Below are 20,054 nucleotides of genomic sequence, written 5' to 3' on the forward strand. Positions count from 1 at the left end.
AGCACCTGCGGCCGGGCGACGGGTGGTACGGACTGCGGGGGTGGCATGCGGGCCCCCGGCTCAGGCGGTGGCGCGCCGCGCCCGCGTCCACCGGCTCCTCACCCGCCCTCCCGGTTCGTCCGCCCCGGAGCGGGCCTCGGCGTGGCGGCGGGTGCGCGCTCCGGCGGTCGCCTCGCGCACCAGGCGCCGGCGGTCGGCCTCACGGCGCAGTTCTTCGTAGCGGATCCGCATCTCGATCTCGGAGGTGTACACGGTGTCTCTTCCCTGTCGGCAATGACGTGACGAGTCAGTGACGTGCTGCGTGCTGACTCGACGGCTTGGTGACTCGACGGTGTGTCGATGGGCTCAAGCCTCGTCGCCGAGGGGGGTGTGCCACATCGGGAGAGTGCCCGATCTTCGCGGCCGCGGTGCCTTAGAAATACCGGCGGGCATGCCTCAGGGAGGGGACGGCTGCTCGTGAACGCCTTAGGGCGGGTCCTTCGGATCAGTAGGTGGGGCGCCGGCCCGGCCGCTGAGTACTCAGGTTCCGGTGCCGACGCCCCAAGGGCCTGTCCGCAAAGCCCCGTCCGCCTCTACGGACGAACGACGGGACTTTGCGGACAGGCCCTGGCTTCAGGCGTGCGGTCGGCCGCCTCAGGCGGCCGGTCCGCCGGCGCCGGCTCCCTTGGGGATGCTGGGCAGGCTGCCGAAGAGGTCGAGGTACATGCCCGCGGAGATGAGGATGCCGAGCACGCCGAGCGCCAGCGCGCCCCAGGCCACGGCGCGCACCCAGGTGGCGCGCGGCTTGGTCAGGACCACCGCGGAGACGATCACGGCGAGCAGCGCGAAGGTGCCGTTGACCAGGGCGGTGGTGTGCCAGGGGGTGCCGTAGACGGCGGAGATCTGATCGGTGGCCTTGCCCGACTGGAGCTTGATCTGACCCATCAGGGTCTGCCGTTCGGCCATCAGCGTGCCCAGCCAGGTGCCGGTGACGGAGGCGAGGCCCAGTCCCGCGGCGACGACGGCGCCGGCGCCCGCGGCGACCGCGCCGGTGGAGCGTGCGGCCACGTCCTGGTCGGGGCCCTCGGCGTCGGCGTCGTCGACGGCGTCGTCATCGAGGTCGGCGGTCTCGTCGCGGGCGTCCGTCGTGGCGCTCTTCGTGTCGCCGGCGGGGGCCGTGTCCTCCGGCCCGGCGGACCCGGCGGACGTGGTGCCCGGATCGGCCTTGGTGGTCGCGTCCACCTTCGTTGCGCCCTCGGCGTCGGCCTGGGCCGGCACCTTCTCGTCGTCGGTTCGCTTTTCGGTCGTCCTGGTTCCCATGGTCGCGACCGTAGGTGCCCCGGATGAGAGTCCGATGAGAGTCGGATGAGAGCCATGAGGCAGGCCTCTCGGCGTCGGCCCTCCGCGCACCGGCGCATCCTGCTCTCTAGGCGTTGACCAGCGGTTTGTCCTCGTCGCGCGGGCCGGGCAGGCCGTGCGGGGACACGTCCGGGCGGTGCGGAACCACTTCGTCCGGCGGCGGTTCGATGCTGATCCGGGGCAGCAGGCGGTCCAGCCGGGCCGGCAGCCACCAGTTGGCGCCGCCGAGCAGGTGCATCAGGGCGGGCACCAGGAGCGTCCGCAGGACGAAGGCGTCCAGGGCGACGGCGGCTGCCAGGCCGATGCCGAACATCGCGATGATCCGGTCGCCGCTGAGGATGAAGGCGGCGAACACCGCGATCATGATGACGGCCGCGGAGTTGATCACGCGGCCGGTCTCGGCGAGACCGACCCGGACCGACCGGCGGTTGTCGTGCGTCAGCTGCCACTCCTCGTACATCCGGCTGACCAGGAAGACCTGGTAGTCCATGGAGAGGCCGAAGAGCACCGACACCATGATGACCGGCAGGAACGGTTCGATCGGGCCCGCGCTGCCCAGCCCCAGCAGCTCGCTCCCCCACCCCCACTGGAAGATCGCGATGACGATTCCGAAGGACGAGGCGACGGCCGCGACGTTCATCACCGCGGCCTTGAGCGGGATGCCGATGCTGCGGAAGGCGAGCAGCAGCAGGACGGAGCCCAGGGCGATGACGACGCCGACGAAGAGCGGGAGTTTGCCGACGATGACGGAGGCGAAGTCGTCGTAGCCGGCGGTGATCCCGCCGACGTGCACGTCCGGCCCCGTGCCGGCGGTGGCCGGTGGCAGCACGTCGTGGCGGAGGCGTCGCACCAGGTCGGAGGTCTGCTGGGACTGCGGGGAACTGGTCGGGACGACCGTGATCACCCCCGTGTCGCGGCTCTTGTTGATCTGCGGCCCGCTGACCCGGGCGACGCCAAAGACGCTTCGCAGGGTGTGCGGGAGCGCGTCGAAGGCGCGCCGTTCGCGGGCGTTGTCCGGGCTCCCGACGAGCGTCAGCGGGCCGTTGGAGCCGGGCCCGAACCCGGCTCCGGACGGTTCGCTGCCGTCGCCCCGGCCGCCGCCCGTGTCACCGCTTCCGGCCAGCAGGTCGTACGCCTTCCGGGTCGTGGAGGTGGCCGGGTTGTTGCCCTGGTCGGAGGTGCCCAGGTGCAGGCCGAGGGTGGGCAGCGCGAGGACGAGCATGACGGCGGCGGCGGTCAGGCCGAGCAGCTTGGGGTGGCGTTCGACGAAGCCCGACCAGCGGGCGGCGATGCCGGTGGGCGACTCGGGACGCGGCCCGCTCGTGGCGAGCCGGTGGCGCTCGCGGCGGCTCAGCGCCCGCGTGCCGATCAGCCCGAGGAGTGCGGGCAGCAGGGTGATGGAGGCGGCGACGGTCAGGACCACGGTGAGCGACGCCGCGAGGGCCACGCCGTTGAGGAAGTCCAGCCGCAGGATCAGCATGCCGAGAAGGGCGATGCAGACCGTGGCGCCGGCGAAGACGACCGCGCGCCCGGACACCGCGACGGCGCGTTCCGCGGCCTCCTGGACCGGCAGCCCGGCTCGCAGGCCCTTGCGGTGCCGGGTCACGATGAACAGCGCGTAGTCGATGCCGACGCCGAGGCCGATGAGCATGCCGAGCATCGGCGCGAAGTCGGCGACGGTCATGACGTGGCCGAGCAGGGTGATGCCGGCGGACGCGGTGCCCACGGCGGCGAGCGCGGTGATGATCGGCAGGAAGGTCGCGGCGAGCGACCCGAAGGCGAGGAAGAGGACGACGGCGGCGGCGCAGAGCCCGATGATTTCCGGCAGCTGGGCGCGTGGGGCCTCGGTCAGCGCGATCCCGGCGCCGCCCAGTTCGACCTGCAGACCGTCGCCGGCGGCGGCCTGCGCGGTGTCGACGACCCGCCGGACCTCGCCCGCGTCCAGCTGGTCGGTGGGGGCGTCGAAGCCCAGGGAGGCGTAGGCGGTGTGCCCGTCCTCGCTGATCCCGCCTGCGCCCCGCCGGTCGTAGGGGCTGTGGATCCCGGCGACGCCGGGGAGGCGGGAGATCTCCTCCAGGGTGCGCGTCATCGTCTTCTCGACCGGGCCGGAGCGCACGGTCGCGGATCCGGTGTGCCACACGATGGTGTCGCTGTCGCCGGACTGTCCCGGGAAGCCCTTCGCCAGCAGGGCGGACGCCTGCCCGGACTCGGTGCCGGGGACCTCGTAGTTGTCGGAGTACGCGGAGCCCATCAGGCCCGCGGCGACGGCGACCCCCGCGAAGGTGGCGAGCCACAGGACGATCACCACGATGCGGCGCCGGAGACACCACCGAGCCAGAGCGGTCACGGACCTCGTCTGCTTCCCGGGTCGTGCGTCGATAACTCCCGGGTGCGGGTGGTGCCGAGCGCGAATGTACGTGGAGGTGGCAGGCACGGTACCGGACTCCGGCCGGCCGGAATGCCCGGCGTACGGAGGGGCGGCGGCCCACTTCTGCGAGCAGGGTGACAGCCCGAAAAGATCCTTTGGCCCCTTTGTGGACTTCACCACAAAGGGGCCAAAGGGGAACTCGGCTCCGCTGTCAGCCGGTGACCGATTCCTTCCCGTTCTCCACATGGCCCATCAGCCGGCGGCGGAAGCCCGCGTCCTCGGCGGCCGTGAGCGCCAGGTCGTACCAGCCGTGCGCGGACGCCGCCGGATGCGCGACGGTGCGGGTACTGCCGGCCTTCACCTTCACCCTGCGGGGCGCGGCGACCGAGTACGCGAGCGGTTCGAGCGTGAGGGTGAGGTCGGTGGTGCCGCCGTTCACGACCGTCAGATGGATCTCCCGCCGCCGCTCGTCGATCCAGCTGCCGATCTTGACGGCCGCGGCGGCGCCGTCGGCCGTGCCGGCGAATTCGCGCCGGAAGCCGTTCGGGCCGGTCACCGTGAAGCGGTAGGCACCGTCCTTGACCGGGACGTCCCACTGCGCCGTGCCCGCCACCTCGCGGTGCTGCGGCACGTCGTACTCCTTCGCGTACGGGTAGAGCGCCAGGTGCGCCGAGGCGCGGCCGCCGTTGCGCACCGCCATCCGGAAGACCGAGGCGCCCGCGTCGAGCCCGCCGTCGGCGTCCGGCCGGTAGGGCAGCGGGCGGGCCGGGCGGCTGCCGGGCTCCTGCTGCGGTATCGCCTGCTCGGCCGGCGGCCGCGGCGCCCAGCGGCCGCTGAACTCCGGGATCGCGCCCGGCTGCTCCAGGGACGGCCGGCGGCGCCCGCGCGAGAAGTCGAACGCGCCGGTCAGATCGCCGCACACGGTCCGCCGCCAGGCGCTGATGTTGGGCTCCCGCACGCCCGTCCACTTCTCCAGGAAGCGGGTGAGCGAGGTGTGGTCGAAGACCTCGGAGCAGGCGTAACCGCCCACCGTCCACGGCGAGATGACGATCATCGGGACCCGGATGCCCAGACCGGTGGGCCTGCCGTCCCAGAATTCCCCGTCCGTCCCGGACGGCGGCACCGGCGGCGGCACATGGTCGAAGAACCCGTCGTTCTCGTCGTACGTCAGGAAGAGCGCGGTGTGCCGCCAGACGTCCGGGTTCTTGCCCAGGGCGTCCAGCACCTTGTAGACGATGGTGGCGCTCTCGACCGGCGACGAGGATCCGGGGTGCTCGGAGTCCGCGGCGGACGGCACGATGTACGACACCTCGGGCAGCTTGCCGCTCGCCACGTCGGCGGCGAAGGCGGTCGCCGTGGTGTCCGGCTCGCCGCGCCGCAGCGCCCGCTCGAACAGGCTGCGGTCGGCGCGGGTGAGGCCCTTGACGCCCTCCTCCAACAGCCCCTGGAGCCGCGTGCGTCCGGCCTCGTCGGCGGCCGCGACCTTCCCGTAGAAGGCGGTCATGTTCGCCGCGCCGTCCACCTTGGCCAGCGCCTTCTTCGCCACCGCCTTGAAGCTCGCGTAGAACTCCAGGTTGTTGTCGGTGAAGTTGTCCCACTCCTGGTAGACGCGCCAGCTGTGCCCGGCCTTCTCCAGCCGCTCCGGGTACGTCGTCCAGGTGTATCCGGTGTGGGTGTCCTCGGCGTACGCGTCGTTGCCCACCGCGCGGTCGCCGCTGCCCGGTTCGAAGCCGGTCCAGCCGCTGACGAGGTGGTTGCGGTTGGGGCTGGTGGAGGAGTGGATGGCGGAGTGGTAGGCGTCGCAGACGGTGAAGGTGTCCGCGAGTTCGTAGTGCAGCGGGACGTCCTGCCGGTCGTAGTGCGCCATGGTGGCGGCGGTCTTGGCGGTGACCCAGTTGTTCATCCACCCGCCGTTCCAGGCCTTGGACCCGCCGTCCCACTCGTGGTTGAGCGCGCCGATGTACTGCAGGTCCTTCTTCTGCTCGGCGGCCGCCGCACGCACCGAGAAGGGCAGGACGGTGCCGATGCCCAGCAGTCCCGGCTGCTCGTAGACGCTGTCGCCGCCGGGCAGTTCGACGGCATTGCGGTCGGCGTAGCCGCGTACGCCGCGCAGCATGCCGAAGTAGTGGTCGAAGGAGCGGTTCTCCTGCATGAGCACGACGACGTGCCGGATGTCGCCGAGCCCGCCCCGGCCGGGATTCGGGCGCGCCGGCTCATCGGCCAGCGCCTGCTGCAACGACGGCGGCAGCAGCGAACCGGCCGCCGCCAGCCCCGCCGCGGCGGCGCCCACGCCCAAAACCCGTCTACGCGATACCTCAGGTGCCACGCCCCGACCTCCCAGTCGCCACCGTCAACCCACCGACACAACGGCACCATTGGTCTGCGGTCAGCCCATTGAGATGGTGCGACGGGGACGCTAGTGGACCTCTGTGTCGGGCGATAGGTATCGGGGTGACAACTTTGGGAACGGTTGGCCCGGCCCTGGCGCCCCGTTGAACGTGCTTCGGCGGTCCCTTCCCGGGGCCGGGGGCAGGCCCGGGGGCGGGGGCCAAGGGCCGGGCCCTGGGCCCGCATCGGCGGAGTGGCGGGCCGGGCGCGCGCTCTAGCCCAGCAACACCGGGGCAAGCTCCCGCAGTTGGTCGAGGCCGAGGTCCCCTCCGACCGCCAGCGGCTGGACGGCGACATGATCCGCACCGGCGTCGTGATGTTCCGCGATACGGCGCGCGATGGCGTCGACGTCTCCCCACGCCACGATCGCGTCCACCAGCCGGTCGCTCCCCCCGCCCGCGAAGTCGTCGTCACCGAAACCGAGCCGGCGCAGATTGGCGGTGTAGTTCGGCAGCTCCAGATAGAAGCGCGTGTGGTGTTCGCGGGCCAGGGAGCGGGCCGTCGCGGGGTCGGACTCCAGGAGTACGGCCTGTTCGGGGGCGAGCACGGGGTCGGCACCGAGGATCTCACGGGCACGGGCGGTGTGCTCGGGGGTCACGAAGTACGGATGGGCGCCCGCGGTCCGGTCCCTCGCCAGCTCCAGCATCTTCGGGCCGAGCGCCGCCAGCACCCGGGCCGGCGCGGACTCGGCGGCCGGCCCGCCATACGGGGCCGCGTCCATGGCGTCGAGATAATCCCGCACCGCCGCGAGCGGCTTGGCGTAGGTGTGCCCCCGCATGTCGACCAGCGGTGCGTGGCTGGCGCCCAGGCCCAGCAGGAAGCGGCCGTCGTACGCCTCGGCGAGGATGTGCGCGGCGGCGTGCGCGGCGGAGGCGTCCCGGACCCAGATGTTGGCGATGCCGGTGGCCACCGTGATGCGCTCGGTGGCGGAGAGCATCAGCGAGGCATGCGCGACCGCCTCCGACCCCGGTCCTTCGCCGAACCAGAGGGCGCCGTACCCCAACCGCTCGATCTCGGCCGCCGCCTGACGTGCCGTCCCGGACGGCACCCGGCCGATCCCGCCGTGCCAGACACCGACGCGGCCGAGCCTTGACGCGAGAGCCCGCTGCTGCACGTTTTCCTCCAGTGACCAGAGTGGTGGCCCCGCCATGTCCTTGACGGCGGCGCCGCTACCGATCTCAGCACGCCGGCGCACCGGGGCATTCCGCGGCGCTCCGACCGGCCGCGGGAACAGCGAAGCGGCCGCCCTTCCGGAGAAGGACGGCCGCTCACGTCGTCCGCGGGACGGCGCGCGTCAGCCCTCGACGCCCAGCCGTTCCAGGATCAGTTCGCGTACCCGCGCCGCGTCCGCCTGGCCACGGGTGGCCTTCATGACGGCGCCGACGAGGGCGCCGGCCGCGGCGACCTTGCCGCCGCGGATCTTGTCAGCGATGGCGGCGTTGGCGGCGATCGCCTCGTCGACGGCGGTGCCCAGGGCACCCTCGTCGGAGACGACCTTCAGGCCGCGCTTGTCGACGACCGTGTCCGGGTCGCCCTCGCCGGCGAGCACGCCCTCGATGGTCTGGCGGGCCAGCTTGTCGTTGAGGGAGCCCTCGGTGACCAGCGCGGTGACCCGGGCGACCTGCGCGGGGGTGATCGGCAGGGCGGCGAGTTCCGCGCCGTCCTCGTTGGCCCGGCGGGCCAGCTCGCCCATCCACCACTTACGGGCCGAGGCGGAGTCCGCGCCGGCGTCGACGGTGGCGGTGATCAGGTCGACGGCGCCGGCGTTGAGGATCGACTGCATGTCGTGCTCGGAGATGCCCCACTCCTCGCGCAGCCGGTTGCGGCGCAGCCGCGGCAGCTCGGGCAGTGCCGCCCGCAGTTCCTCGACCCAGGCGCTCTCAGGGGCCACCGGCACCAGGTCCGGCTCGGGGAAGTAGCGGTAGTCCTCGGCGTTGTCCTTGATGCGGCCGGCCGTGGTGGAGCCGTCCTCCTCATGGAAGTGCCGGGTCTCCTGGACGATGGAGCCGCCGGAGGAGAGCACCGCGGCGTGCCGCTGGATCTCGAACCGCGCCGCCCGCTCCACGGAACGCAGGGAGTTGACGTTCTTGGTCTCCGAGCGGGTGCCGAGCTTCTCGGTGCCGTTCGGGCGCAGCGACAGGTTCACGTCGCAGCGCATCTGGCCCTGCTCCATGCGGGCCTCGGAGACGCCCAGCGCCTTGATGAGCTCGCGGAGCTCGGCGACGTACGCCTTGGCGACCTCGGGGGCGCGCGCGCCGGCTCCCTCGATCGGCTTGGTGACGATCTCGATGAGCGGGATGCCGGCGCGGTTGTAGTCCAGCAGGGAGTGCGAGGCGCCGTGGATACGGCCCGTCGCGCCGCCGACGTGGAGGGACTTGCCGGTGTCCTCCTCCATGTGGGCGCGCTCGATCTGGACGCGGAAGACCTCGCCGTCCTCCAGCTGTACGTCGAGGTAGCCGTCGAAGGCGATCGGCTCGTCGTACTGGGAGGTCTGGAAGTTCTTCGGCATGTCCGGATAGAAGTAGTTCTTCCGGGCGAAGCGGCACCAGGACGCGATGGAGCAGTTGAGGGCCAGGCCGATCTTGATGGCGGACTCGACACCGATCGCGTTGACGACCGGCAGCGAGCCGGGCAGGCCCAGACAGGTGGGGCAGGTCTGCGAGTTGGCGTCGGCACCCAGGGTGGTGGAGCACCCGCAGAACATCTTGGTCTTGGTACCGAGTTCGACGTGCACCTCGAGCCCCATCACGGGGTCATAGGTCGCAAGCGCGTCCTCGTACGGCACCAGTTCAGTGACGGTCACGGTGAAACTTTCCCTCTCAGCCCAGCAGGACGTCGTCGTCGCCCAGGCGCTTCAGTTCGCGGTAGAGGATCGCCATACCGGTGACGATCGCTGCGGCCGAGACGGCGGCGTCGACCAGGCGGAGCGTGTCGTTCTCCGCGCGGGCCAGCTTGGCCTGCTTGAAGACGCTGAGGGCGCCGAACGCGGTGGTGCCGAGCGACAGGTACACGCCGGACTTGGACTTCTTGAAGTTCTTGGCCTTCTTGGTCATTGCGCTCACAGTGACGGTGCCTCCTCAAGCAGCGGGTGCCCCCAGCGGGCGGTGAACGCGGCCTCGACCGCGGCACCGACCTTGTAGAGCCGGTCGTCGGCCATGGCAGGGGCGATGATCTGCAGACCCACCGGCAGCCCGTCCTCGGGCGCCAGTCCACAGGGCAGCGACATGGCTGCGTTGCCTGCCAGGTTGGTGGGGAGCGTGCACACGTCGGCGAGGTACATCGCCATCGGGTCGTCGGCACGCTCGCCGATCGGGAAGGCGGTGGTCGGCGTCGTCGGCGAAACGACCACGTCGACCTGCTCGAAGGCCCTCTCGAATTCCTGCGTGATCAGCGTCCGCACCTTCTGGGCGGAGCCGTAGTACGCGTCGTAGTAGCCGGAGCTGAGCGCGTACGTCCCGAGGATGATGCGGCGCTTGACCTCGTCACCGAAGCCGGCCTCGCGGGTCAGCGCGGTGACGTCCTCGGCGGACTTCGTGCCGTCGTCGCCGACCCGCAGGCCGTAGCGCATGGCGTCGAAGCGGGCGAGGTTGGACGAGCACTCGGACGGCGCGATCAGGTAGTAGGCGGCGAGCGCGAGGTCGAAGGACGGGCAGTCCAGTTCGACGATCTCGGCGCCCAGCTCCTTCATCAGCGCGACGGACTCGTCGAACCGCTGGAGCACGCCCGCCTGGTAGCCCTCACCGCGGAACTGCTTGACGACACCCACCCGCATGCCCTGGACGGTGCCGTTGCGGGCCGCCTCGACGACGGCCGGGACGGGCGCGTCGATGGAGGTGGAGTCCAGCTCGTCGTGGCCGGCGATGGCCTCGTGGAGCAGCGCCGCGTCCAGGACCGTACGGGCGCAGGGCCCGCCCTGGTCGAGGGAGGACGAGAAGGCGACCATGCCGTAGCGGGAGACGCCGCCGTAGGTGGGCTTGACGCCGACGGTGCCGGTGACGGCGGCGGGCTGGCGGATGGAGCCGCCGGTGTCCGTGCCGATGGCCAGCGGGGACTGGAAGGAGGCGAGCGCGGCGGAGGAACCGCCACCGGAGCCGCCGGGGATCTTGGTGAGGTCCCAGGGGTTGCCGGTCGGGCCGTAGGCGCTGTTCTCGGTCGAGGACCCCATGGCGAATTCGTCCATGTTGGTCTTGCCGAGGATGACGACGTCGGCGGCCTTGAGCTTCTTGGTCAGCGTCGCGTCGTAGGGCGGGATCCAGCCTTCGAGGATCTTCGAGCCGACGGTGGTGGGCATGTCCTGCGTCGTGAAGATGTCCTTCAGCGCGAGCGGCACACCGGCCAGCGGGCCGAGCTTCTCGCCGCGGGCCTTCTTCTCGTCCACGGCGCGGGCCTGCGCGAGCGCGCCCTCGCGGTCGACGTGCAGGAAGGCGTGCACCTTCTCGTCGACGGCCTCGATGCGGGCCAGGTGGGCCTCGGTCACCGCGACAGCGGTGACCTCGCCGGAGGCGATCTTCGCCGCGATCTCGGCGGCGGTGAGCTTGATCAGGTCAGCCATGCCCTCTGCCTCATTGTTCGCTTCTCCGCCCGCGCGGCGCAGAGGTGCGGCGTTCGTGGTCGGGTGCGGCCCGGCGGCTGCGCGTGCGTCGCTCACCGTCACTCCTCCCCCAGGATCTGCGGCACCTTGAAACGCTGCTGCTCCTGGGCCGGGGCGCCGGAGAGCGCCTGCTCGGGGGTCAGCGAGGGACGGACCTCGTCCGCGCGCATGACGTTGGTCAGGGGCAGCGGGTGGGAGGTCGGCGGTACGTCTTGGTCGGCGACCTCGGAGACGCGGGCGACCGCGCCGATGATGTCGTCGAGCTGTCCGGCGAAGTGGTCGAGCTCTTCGTCCTTCAGCTCCAGACGTGCCAGCCGGGCGAGGTGGGCGACCTCCTCGCGCGTGATGCCAGGCATGCAGCGATCCTCTGGTGTTCTGGGTGATGTTCTCGGGCGGAGTGTGCGGTGACCTTTGAAGGGTCTCGTTTCTCGGCCAATCCTATGGCGTACGGGAGAGCTCCCGCGAAACTGTGTGCCGCGGGCCGCCGGCGCGGGCGCGCGGCGGGCGGGTCAGCCCGGTGCGGGGCCGTCGGCGGGCGGCGGTCCGGGCCGGGGTTCCGGGGCATGCGGAGCAGAGCGCTCCGGGGTTTCCGGGGTGGCGGATCCGGGCGCGGCGGAGGGATCGCCGGAGGGCTCCGCGGGGGTGTCGCCAGGAGGCGCCGCGGGTGCTTCTTCGGAGCGGGGACACGGGACGGCCGGTGGCCGGGTCAGTTCAGGACCTGTCCCGAAGGGCGTTCGGACGCCTTCTCCGCCGCCAGGGCGGCCGTCTCCGATTCGCGGTGCCAGCCGTGCTCGCCGCGGGCCCGCAGCCATGCGGTGGTCTCGTCCGGTGGCATCGCGGCGGCCACCAGCCAGCCCTGTACGGCGTCACAGCCCAGGTCGCGCAGCCGCTCCCAGGTCTCGTCGTCCTCGACGCCCTCGGCGACGACCAGCAGGCCGAGGGAGTGGGCGAGGTCGAGGGTGCAGCGGACGATCTCGGCGTCCTCGTTGTCGACGGCCAGCCGGGCCACGAAGGAACGGTCGATCTTCAGCTCGCTGACCGGGAGCCGGCGGAGGTGGACGAGGGAGGAGTAGCCGGTGCCGAAGTCGTCGAGGGACATCTTGACGCCGTGGGCGGTCAGCCCGGCGAGGGTGTCGGCGGCCCGCTGCGGGTCCTCCAGCAGGACGTGCTCGGTTATCTCCAGTTGAAGGGCGCCCGGTGGCACGCGGTGGCGGGCGAGGCGGGCGGCGACCGCGCCGGCGAAGCCCGGGGAGTGCACATCGCGCGGGGAGACATTGACGGCGACCGGGACCTCCAGTCCCATCGCGCGCCAGCGCGCCACCTGGGCGAGGGCCGTCTCCAGGACGTACTCCGTCAGCCTCGGCATCAGCCCGGAGGACTCCGCTATGGCGATGAACTCGTCCGGTGGCACTCTGCCGCGGTCCGGATGCACCCAGCGGACCAGCGCCTCAAGACCGGCGACGTGTCCGTCGAAGCCGACCTTGGGCTGGTAGTGCAGTTCGACGTCACCGGCGTCCAGGGCGCGGCGCAGGTCGCCCAACAGCCCCAGGCGGTCGGGTGTGTTGCCGTCGCGCTTGGCCTCGTAGAGCTCGACGCCGCTGCGGTCCCGCTTGGCCTGGTACATCGCCACATCGGCGCGGCGCAGCAGCCCTTCGGCGTCGAGGGCGTGGTCGGGGAAGACGGCGACGCCCGCGCTGGCTTCCAGCACGAGCGTCAGGCCGTCGAGGTCGAGGGGCGATCCGAGGGCGGCGACGAGGTTACGGGCGACGCGCTGGGAGCTGGTGAGGGAGTCGGTGGTCGGCAGCAGGACGGCGAATTCGTCGCCGCCGAGCCGGGCCGCCTCGGCGCCGCGCGGCAGGGCGTGCCGCAGCCGGTCGGCGATCTGCAGCAGCAGGCGGTCGCCGGCGAGGTGGCCGAGGGTGTCGTTGACGGAGCGGAAGCGGTCGAGGTCGATCAGGACGAGGGCGGAGCGGGCACCGATGCGCTCGGCTTCGTCCAGCGCGGTCCAGGTGCGCTCCAGCAGCCACTGACGGTTCGGCAGGCCGGTGAGCGGGTCGCGCAGTTGCTCCTCGGCGCGGGCGCGGGCGATCCACAGGGTGGAGTCCAGCGCGATCAGCGGGACGGCGAACAGCGGGAGCAGCAGGGGCGCGTGGACGGCGCAGACGGCGAGCAGCGGGGAGATGCCGAGCAGCGCGACGCCGACGAGGGCCTGCCGCCACACGGCCGTGCGGGCGATGGTGGGCAGGCCGCCGCCCCGCGAGGCCAGGCTGCACCAGAGCAGGGCGCGGCTGACGAGGAGATAGCCGGCGGCCGCCGCGATCACGTCCGGGAGGACGGAGAGGTCCCAGGCGTCCGGGGTCCAGGGGTGCCGGACGCTGGGGACCACACCGAATCCGGCGAGGGCGAGGGCGGCCGCGCCGATGCCGAGGATGTCCACGGCGCCGTGGACCACGGCCTGCCGCCAGCGGTGCCGGCGGGCGGCGCCGACGAGGACAACGACGGCCAGGCTGACCAGGGTGGCGGGCATCCAGCCGTAGAGGACCAGGACGGCGAGGGCGAGGGCGGCGCCGGATCCCGTGCCACCCCAGCCGCGGTCGCGGCCCAGGGCGACGAGATGGCCGACGATGACGCCGGTGAGGATCGCCAGCGACCAGCCGACCTGGCCCGACGGGAACAGCGCCTCACCTTGGCCGAGGGTCCGGATCACGCCCGTGGCGAGCGCGAGGCCCGCCACGACGACGAGGATCGCGGGCACCGCGGGCAGCGCGGGCACGACGAGCCGGCGGAGCCGCGACGCCGGAGCGGCGCTGTCGGTCGGTTTCATTCCGATCCCTCTCACAGCCGGCTGTGCCCGCGCCACGGCAGGCGCACACGTCAACAGTAGGCCGCGGATGGCCGCCACGGGCAGCGATCGGCAGCGGTTGCCCGAATGCGACCTGGCATCCCGGATCAATCTGGTATGCGCCGATGGGGTGACACCTCACTCCTCCTCAGGCGGAGTGACGGCTACCGCTCTTGCTGCGTCGGGACCCTGCTCCAGCAGCACCGCGAAGCCGTCATCGTCCAGCACAGGCACCTTCAGCTGCATGGCCTTGTCGTACTTCGAACCCGGACTTTCTCCCACCACCACGAAACCGGTCTTCTTCGAAACGGAACCGGTCACCTTCGCTCCAAGGCCCTGGAGAGCCTCTTTCGCGCCATCTCTTGTGTGTGATTGAAGTGTGCCCGTTACCACGACGGTGACGCCTTCCAGAGGACGCGGGCCTTCGTCACCCGACTGCTCCTCCTCCATTCGGACGCCGGCCGCCCGCCAGCTCTCGATGATTTGCTGGTGCCAATCCTCGGCGAACCACCTCTTCAGCGAGGCGGCGATGGTCCCTCCGACCCCGTCGACGGCGGCGAGTTCCTCCTCGCTCGCGTCCCGGATGCGGTCCAGCGAACGGAACTCCCGGGCCAGCGCCTCCGCGGCCACCGGTCCCACATGCCGGATGGACAGGCCGGTGATGATCCGGGCCAGCGGGCGCTCCTTGGCCGCCTGGATGTTCTCCAGCATCGCCAGGGCGTTCTTCTTCGGCTCGCCCTTCTGGTTGGCGAAGAAGGTGACGACCTTCTCCTCGCCCGTCTTCGGGTCGCGCTTGGGCAGCCCCGAATCGGGGTCGAGAACATACGACTTGATGGGCAGCAGCTGCTCGATCGAGAGGCCGAAAAGATCTCCCTCGTCCTTCAGCGGCGGCTCCGCGGGCTCCAGCGGCTGACTGAGCGCGGTGGCGGCGACGTACCCGAAGTTCTCGATGTCCAGGCACTTGCGGCCGGCCAGGTAGAACAGCCGCTCGCGGATCTGGGCGGGGCAGGAACGGGCGTTGGGGCACCGGAGGTCGATGTCCCCCTCCTTGGCGGGCTGCAGCGCCGTCCCGCACTCGGGGCAGTCGGCCGGCATCGCGAACTCCCGCTCGCTGCCGTCCCGGAGGTCGACGACCGGGCCCAGGATCTCGGGGATGACATCGCCGGCCTTGCGCAGGACGACGGTGTCGCCGATGAAGACGCCCTTGGCCTTGACGACGTCCTGGTTGTGCAGCGTCGCGAACTCGACCTCGGAGCCGGCCACCGTCACCGGCTCGACCACGGCATACGGCGTGACCCGGCCGGTGCGGCCGACGCCGACGCGGATGTCGACCAGCTTGGTGTTGACCTCCTCCGGCGGGTACTTCCAGGCGATCGCCCAGCGCGGGGCGCGCGAGGTGGAGCCCAGCCGCCCCTGGAGCCGGATCTCGTCCAGCTTGACGACCGCGCCGTCGATCTCGTGCTCGACGGCGGTGCGGCGGTTCTCGGCGTCGCCGAAGTGCGCGATGAACGCGCGGACCGCTTCGAGGGAGTCGACGACCTGGTTGTGTGTGGCGGTCGGCAGGCCCCACTCCTCCAGGAGGGCGTAGGCCTGCGACTGCCGGTCGATGTCGAAGCCCTCGCGGGCGCCGATGCCGTGCACGACCATGTGCAGCGGGCGGCTCGCGGTGACCTTCGGGTCCTTCTGGCGCAGTGAACCCGCCGCGGCGTTACGGGGGTTGGCGAACGGCGGCTTGCCCTCCGCCACCAGGCGCTCATTGAGCTCCAGGAACCTCGCCATCGGGAAGAAGACCTCCCCGCGGACCTCCACCAGCGCGGGGATCCGCTCGCCCTTGAGGCGGTGCGGGATCTCGGCGATCGTACGGACGTTGGGGGTGATGTCCTCGCCGGTGCGGCCGTCGCCGCGGGTGGCGGCGCGGGTCAGCCGGCCGTGTTCGTAGGTGAGGTTGACGGCGAGGCCGTCGACCTTCGGCTCGCACAGGAAGTGGTACCCGGCGGTCTTCGGGTCGCCGCCCAGCTCCCCGGCCAGGCGCTCGGCCCAGGCCGCCAACTCCGCGTCGTCGAAGGCGTTGTCGAGCGAGAGCATCCGCTCGCGGTGCTCGACCTCGGTGAACTCCGTGGCGTACGCGCCGGCGACCTTCTGGGTCGGGGAATCGGGAGTGCGCAGCTCCGGATGGTCGGCCTCCAGGGCCTCCAGGCCGCGCAGCAGCTTGTCGAACTCCGCGTCACTGACGACCGGGGCGTCCTTCACGTAATACCGGAAGCGGTGCTCCTCGATCTGCTCAGCGAGCTGCGCGTGCTTCTCCCGCGCCTCCGCGGGCACCCCGGATGCCGCTGCGTGCTGTTCGCCAGCCACCGTCATGTCCTCCCGTTGTCCTTGAGTGCCGTCACTCAGGGTTGTCTGCGAGCGACCTCGCCGCCCGGACACAATGAGCGAGGGCCGAGCGGGCATATGCGGGCGAAGCGCCCGCCAGCCCGCATGACGGGGTGACGACCACGGACTCCGCGAGAGACCCCGGTGTCAGCCCCAGCCTGCGCCACAGCGTCCTGACACCCATGACGCTACCGGCAGGGTCTGACAATGGGCCGTCCACACCCGGCACCGTGCCGACGAACAGGGTCGTACCGCCTTCGACGGCCTCGCCGATCGCCTCCTCCTCACGCTCGGTGAGCAGCGAGAAATCGAACGAAACGCCCGCGACACCGGACCGCCGCAGCAGCCCGAACGGCACCTCGGGCGCGCACGAATGCACGACGACGGGACCGCCGTCCGCCACCCCGACAAGATCACGCAGCGCGCCTTCGACGACCACCCGGTCCACCGCGCGGTGCGTGCGGTAGCCGCTCGCCGACCTCACCCGCCCCTGCAGCACCGACGTCAGCGACGGCTCGTCCAGCTGCAGCACGACCTGCGCGCCCGGCATCCGCCGCCGCACGTCCGCGAGATGGCCGCGCAGCCCCTCCGCCAGCGATGCCGCGAGATCCCGGCAGGCACCCGGGTCACTGAGGGCGGCCTCGCCGTTGCGCAGCTCCAGGGAGGCGGCCAGCGTCCACGGGCCGACGGCCGAGACCTTCAGCGGCCCCTCGTAGCCCTGGGTGAACTCCTCCAGGGCGTCCAGGTCTTCACCGAGCCAGGAACGGGCCCGGCGGGTGTCCCGGCCCGGCCGGTCACTGATCCGCCAACCGCTGGGCTCCACATGGGCGTACACCTCGACGAGCATCCCGATGGTCCGCCCGATCATGTCGGCCCCGGGCCCCCGGGCCGGCAGTTCCGGCAGATACGGGAAGCCCTCCACCGACCCGGTCACCGTCTTCGCCGCTTCCCGCGCGTCACCGCCCGGCATCGACCCGATACCGGTCGCCGCGCCCGCGGCCCACTTCTGCGTGCTGTTCTCGCTCACCCGGGAAGGGTATGCGGCAGGCCGGGGCGGGTGCGGAAGCGGTCCGACGGGCGGGCGCGGAGCCGATCCGCCGGGGCGGGCGCGGAAGCGGTCCGCCGGGCGGGCACGGAGCCGACCCGCCGGGCGGGCGCGGAAGCGGTCCGCCGGGCGGGCGCGGGGACGGCCCCGGTGGAGGTGCGGAAGCGGGAGCTCACCGCCGGGTGCGTACGCCCAGCCACGCCACCACCGCGGCGACGGCCAGGGCGCCCGCCGTCAGTGCGAAGGCGTGCCCCGCGCCCTGATAGCCGCCGCCCGTACCCGCGAGCACCGCGCCCATGCCGGCGATCCCCACCAGCGAGCCGATCTGGCGGTTGGCGTTCAGCGTGGCGCTGCCGATGTCGGCGTGCGCACGCCCGGCGGCCGCCATCAGGACCCCGGTCATCGCCGGGGAGCTGATGCCGCTGCCGAGGTTGGCGAGGGCGAGGATCGCCGCGATCGCCCAGTACGGCAGGCCGGGCCCGAGGAGCAGGAAGAGCACGAGGTAGCCGGTGGCGGAGAGCGCCAGCGAGGCGGCGAGGGCCGTCCGGTTGCCGATGCGCTGCCCGATGCGGGCGTAGAGCACATTGCCGAACGGGATGACCAGGACGGCCGGCAGCATCTGCAGCCCCGCCGTCACCGGGCTCGCACCGCGCGCCGTCTGGAGGAAGAGCCCGAGCACGAACAGCGCCCCGTAGAAGGCGAAGTTGAAGAGAAAGCCGACCATGTTGGCCGCGGAGAAGCTACTGTCCGCGAAGAGCGCGACCGGCAGGACCGGCGTGTGGGCGGCCCGCTCGCGTACGACGAATCCGGCCGCGGCGAGCAGTGTGACGACGAGCGCGGCCAGCACCCGGGGCGCGCCCCAGCCCTCGGCGGGGCCCTCGATGAGCGCGTAGCTGAGCGATCCGAGGGCGAGCAGGCCCAGGACGTGACCGCTGCCGCCGACCGCGGAGCGGCGCCCCGGGACGGCCTCGATGACCCGCCGGGTGAGCAGCAGCCCGGCGATCCCGATGGGGAGGTTGACGAGGAAGATGCTGCGCCAGCCCAGAGTGCCGACCAGGAGGCCGCCGATGGTCGGCGCGAGCCCCACGGACGTGGAGACGATCGCCGACCAGATGCCGAGGATCTTCGCCCGGCGGGCCGGTTCGGGGAAGGCGTTCATCAGCAGGGAGAGCGAGCTGGGCATGAAGAGGGCCGCGCCCGCCCCTTGGGCGAAGCGGGCCGCCACCAGGGCGGTGCCGTTCGGCGCGGCGGCGCCCAGCAGGGACGCCGCGGTGAAGACGGCCAGGCCGATGAGGTAGATCCGGCGGGCACCGAAGCGTTGGGCGAGCGCACCGGCCAGCAGCAGGAGCGCGGCGAAGGCGAGGACGTAGCCGTCGACGACCCAGGTGAGGCCGGACATGGTCAGACCGAGCCGGGCGCGCAGGTCGTGGGAGGCGACGTTCATGATGCCGGTGTCCAGGCTCGCCATCACGAACCCGAGGGCCAGCACCAGGAGTTGGACCCCGCCGCGGGCCGCGGGGCGCGGCGCCTCCGGGAGCTGCGCCGGTATCCGTGCCTGCCGTGTTCCGCGCTCCGGCACCCGTGGCGCCGCCGTCTTAGTGATCATGGCATTAGTTAAAGCTGTACCTATCTCCGTCGGCAATGATTACAGCTATAACTTTACTGAACCCATACGAAAGGCCCCGGGACACCCCGGGGCCTTTCACGAACGGCATGCGGCACGGCTCGGTATGCGGCACGGCTCGGCATGCGGCACGGCTGCCGTCCGGCGGTGCGGCAGCCTGCGGGAGGTCAGCCCTCCGGGGTGCCGCCCCGCCCCAGCGCCTTCAGCAGGTCATCGCGCAACGCCGCCCGCTCGGCGTGCGAAAGGTGGTCGAGCGGCGAAGCGGTGCCCATCCGGCTCAGCAGATCGAGCCGCAACTCCCGCCCCGCCTCGGTCAGTACGAGCTGCTTGGCCCGCCCGTCCAACGGGTGCGGCTGCCGCTCCACCATGCCCTGCTTCTCCAGTTTGGAGATGACGTACGTGACGTTCGGCGGCTCGCAGCACAGCACTCCGGCCAGCTCCCGCGCCGTCTTCGGCTCGCCGAGCTCCTCCAGCGCCTTCGCCTGCGTCGGCGTCAGCTCCAGCTCGGCGATCCGTTCACGCTGATGGGCGTCCAGCCGACGGCTCAGTTCGGTGACGAGCCCCCGGATCTCCCGGAACCCGCACCCCGCCGCCGCGGTCGACTTCACTTCAGTGGTCACCCTTGCAGCGTACGTCGCCCCGGCGGAACCGAGCGGGGAGACGGGACGGCGCCGGGCTCGGGCAGCGGCTCAGCGGCCCGGCCGCACCGAAACGTCGTTGATCTCCGCGTCCCGCGGCAGGTCGATGGCGGTGAGGATGGCCGTGGCCACCGACTCCGGGTCGATCCAGCGCGACGGGTCGTACTCCTTGCCCTCCTGGCGGTGCGTGCTCTCCTGCATGGGCGTGGCCGTACGGCCCGGATAGACCGACGTCACGCGGACGCCGTTGCCGTGCTCCTCCGCCCGCAGCGAGTCGGCGAGCGCCTTCAGGCCGTGCTTGCTCGCGGCGTACGCGCCCCATTCGGCGTGGGCGTGCAGCCCCGCACCGGAGTTGACGAAGACGATGTGCCCCTGGGAGACGCGCACCAGCGGCAGCAGCAGCCGGGTGATCTCGGCCGGCGAGACGAGGTTGGCGGCGAGCTGCCGCTGCCACGCCTTGGCCGGCAGGTCACCGACCGCGCCCAGTTCGATGACGCCCGCGATGTGCTGGAGGGAGTCGATACGCTCCGGCAGCGGCTGCTTGCCGAAGCCCCAGGAGAGCTTCTCCGGGTTCGCGAGATCGCCCACCAGGGTGCGGGCGCCCGGGAACTGCGCGGCCAACTCCTTCGCGCGTACGGCGTCCCGTGCCAGCAGCCACAGGTCCTCCCCGCGCTCCGCGAGCCGCCGCGCGACCGCCGCTCCGATGCCGGACCCTGCGCCTGTGATCAAGTGGGTACCCATGAGACCGATCCTAACCAGGCGTTACCGGGCACGACCGGGCGGCTGACAGCCGGGCCCGGGAGGACAGGCACGAGGACGGGCGCAAGGCCGGGCAGGGGCACGGCGG

At 71.9% G+C, this 20,054-nt stretch carries 15 protein-coding genes; all 15 read right to left on the reverse strand.

Annotated elements, in window-relative coordinates; all coding sequences use genetic code 11:
• Positions 1–60: 60 nt before the first annotated feature.
• The gene (locus tag ACIRQ7_RS01040) at positions 61–252 is read right to left on the reverse strand and encodes a hypothetical protein (protein ID WP_404258949.1); all 192 of its coding nucleotides are present in this window, start codon (positions 250–252) and stop codon (positions 61–63) included.
• Positions 253–633: 381 nt separating this feature from the next.
• The gene (locus ACIRQ7_RS01045; protein ID WP_404258951.1) at positions 634–1,299 is read right to left on the reverse strand and encodes a hypothetical protein; all 666 of its coding nucleotides are present in this window, start codon (positions 1,297–1,299) and stop codon (positions 634–636) included.
• Positions 1,300–1,405: 106 nt separating this feature from the next.
• Positions 1,406–3,685, reverse strand: a complete 2,280-nt coding sequence (locus tag ACIRQ7_RS01050; RefSeq protein ID WP_404258953.1) for an MMPL family transporter — start codon at positions 3,683–3,685, stop codon at positions 1,406–1,408.
• A 232-nt stretch (positions 3,686–3,917) separates the two neighbouring features.
• Positions 3,918–6,032, reverse strand: a complete 2,115-nt coding sequence (locus ACIRQ7_RS01055) for a phosphocholine-specific phospholipase C (protein ID WP_404258954.1) — start codon at positions 6,030–6,032, stop codon at positions 3,918–3,920.
• 276 nt (positions 6,033–6,308) lie between these two features.
• The gene (locus ACIRQ7_RS01060; protein WP_404258955.1) at positions 6,309–7,208 is read right to left on the reverse strand and encodes an LLM class F420-dependent oxidoreductase; all 900 of its coding nucleotides are present in this window, start codon (positions 7,206–7,208) and stop codon (positions 6,309–6,311) included.
• A 180-nt stretch (positions 7,209–7,388) separates the two neighbouring features.
• Positions 7,389–8,897: an Asp-tRNA(Asn)/Glu-tRNA(Gln) amidotransferase subunit GatB gene (gene gatB / locus ACIRQ7_RS01065; protein WP_404258957.1), complete on the reverse strand. Its 1,509-nt coding sequence runs from the start codon at positions 8,895–8,897 to the stop codon at positions 7,389–7,391.
• A gap of 16 nt (positions 8,898–8,913) precedes the next feature.
• A complete protein-coding gene (locus ACIRQ7_RS01070) occupies positions 8,914–9,147 on the reverse strand; it encodes a hypothetical protein (RefSeq protein WP_401463803.1) in 234 nt (77 codons plus the stop codon).
• Positions 9,148–9,152: 5 nt separating this feature from the next.
• Positions 9,153–10,646 carry an Asp-tRNA(Asn)/Glu-tRNA(Gln) amidotransferase subunit GatA gene (gatA, locus tag ACIRQ7_RS01075; RefSeq protein ID WP_401463297.1) on the reverse strand — a complete coding sequence of 498 codons (1,494 nt, stop codon included), beginning with the start codon at positions 10,644–10,646 and terminating at the stop codon, positions 9,153–9,155.
• 98 nt (positions 10,647–10,744) lie between these two features.
• Positions 10,745–11,041 carry an Asp-tRNA(Asn)/Glu-tRNA(Gln) amidotransferase subunit GatC gene (gene gatC / locus ACIRQ7_RS01080; protein ID WP_030258164.1) on the reverse strand — a complete coding sequence of 99 codons (297 nt, stop codon included), beginning with the start codon at positions 11,039–11,041 and terminating at the stop codon, positions 10,745–10,747.
• A 350-nt stretch (positions 11,042–11,391) separates the two neighbouring features.
• On the reverse strand, positions 11,392–13,509 hold the full coding sequence (locus ACIRQ7_RS01085; RefSeq protein ID WP_401463294.1) for a putative bifunctional diguanylate cyclase/phosphodiesterase: 2,118 nt from the start codon (positions 13,507–13,509) through the stop codon (positions 11,392–11,394).
• Positions 13,510–13,665: 156 nt separating this feature from the next.
• Positions 13,666–15,882 carry an NAD-dependent DNA ligase LigA gene (gene ligA, locus ACIRQ7_RS01090; RefSeq protein ID WP_404260040.1) on the reverse strand — a complete coding sequence of 739 codons (2,217 nt, stop codon included), beginning with the start codon at positions 15,880–15,882 and terminating at the stop codon, positions 13,666–13,668.
• A gap of 31 nt (positions 15,883–15,913) precedes the next feature.
• On the reverse strand, positions 15,914–16,927 hold the full coding sequence (locus ACIRQ7_RS01095) for a methionine synthase (RefSeq protein WP_404258959.1): 1,014 nt from the start codon (positions 16,925–16,927) through the stop codon (positions 15,914–15,916).
• 190 nt (positions 16,928–17,117) lie between these two features.
• A complete protein-coding gene (locus ACIRQ7_RS01100; RefSeq protein WP_404258961.1) occupies positions 17,118–18,551 on the reverse strand; it encodes an MFS transporter in 1,434 nt (477 codons plus the stop codon).
• 185 nt (positions 18,552–18,736) lie between these two features.
• Complete coding sequence (locus ACIRQ7_RS01105) at positions 18,737–19,189, reverse strand: MarR family winged helix-turn-helix transcriptional regulator (protein ID WP_404258963.1); 453 nt, start codon at positions 19,187–19,189, stop codon at positions 18,737–18,739.
• A 69-nt stretch (positions 19,190–19,258) separates the two neighbouring features.
• A complete protein-coding gene (locus ACIRQ7_RS01110) occupies positions 19,259–19,948 on the reverse strand; it encodes an SDR family oxidoreductase (protein WP_401463286.1) in 690 nt (229 codons plus the stop codon).
• Positions 19,949–20,054: the final 106 nt, after the last annotated feature.

Origin of the sequence: Streptomyces sp. NPDC101393 (genome assembly GCF_044767385.1) — a bacterium.
Classification (GTDB): Bacteria; Actinomycetota; Actinomycetes; order Streptomycetales; family Streptomycetaceae; genus Streptomyces.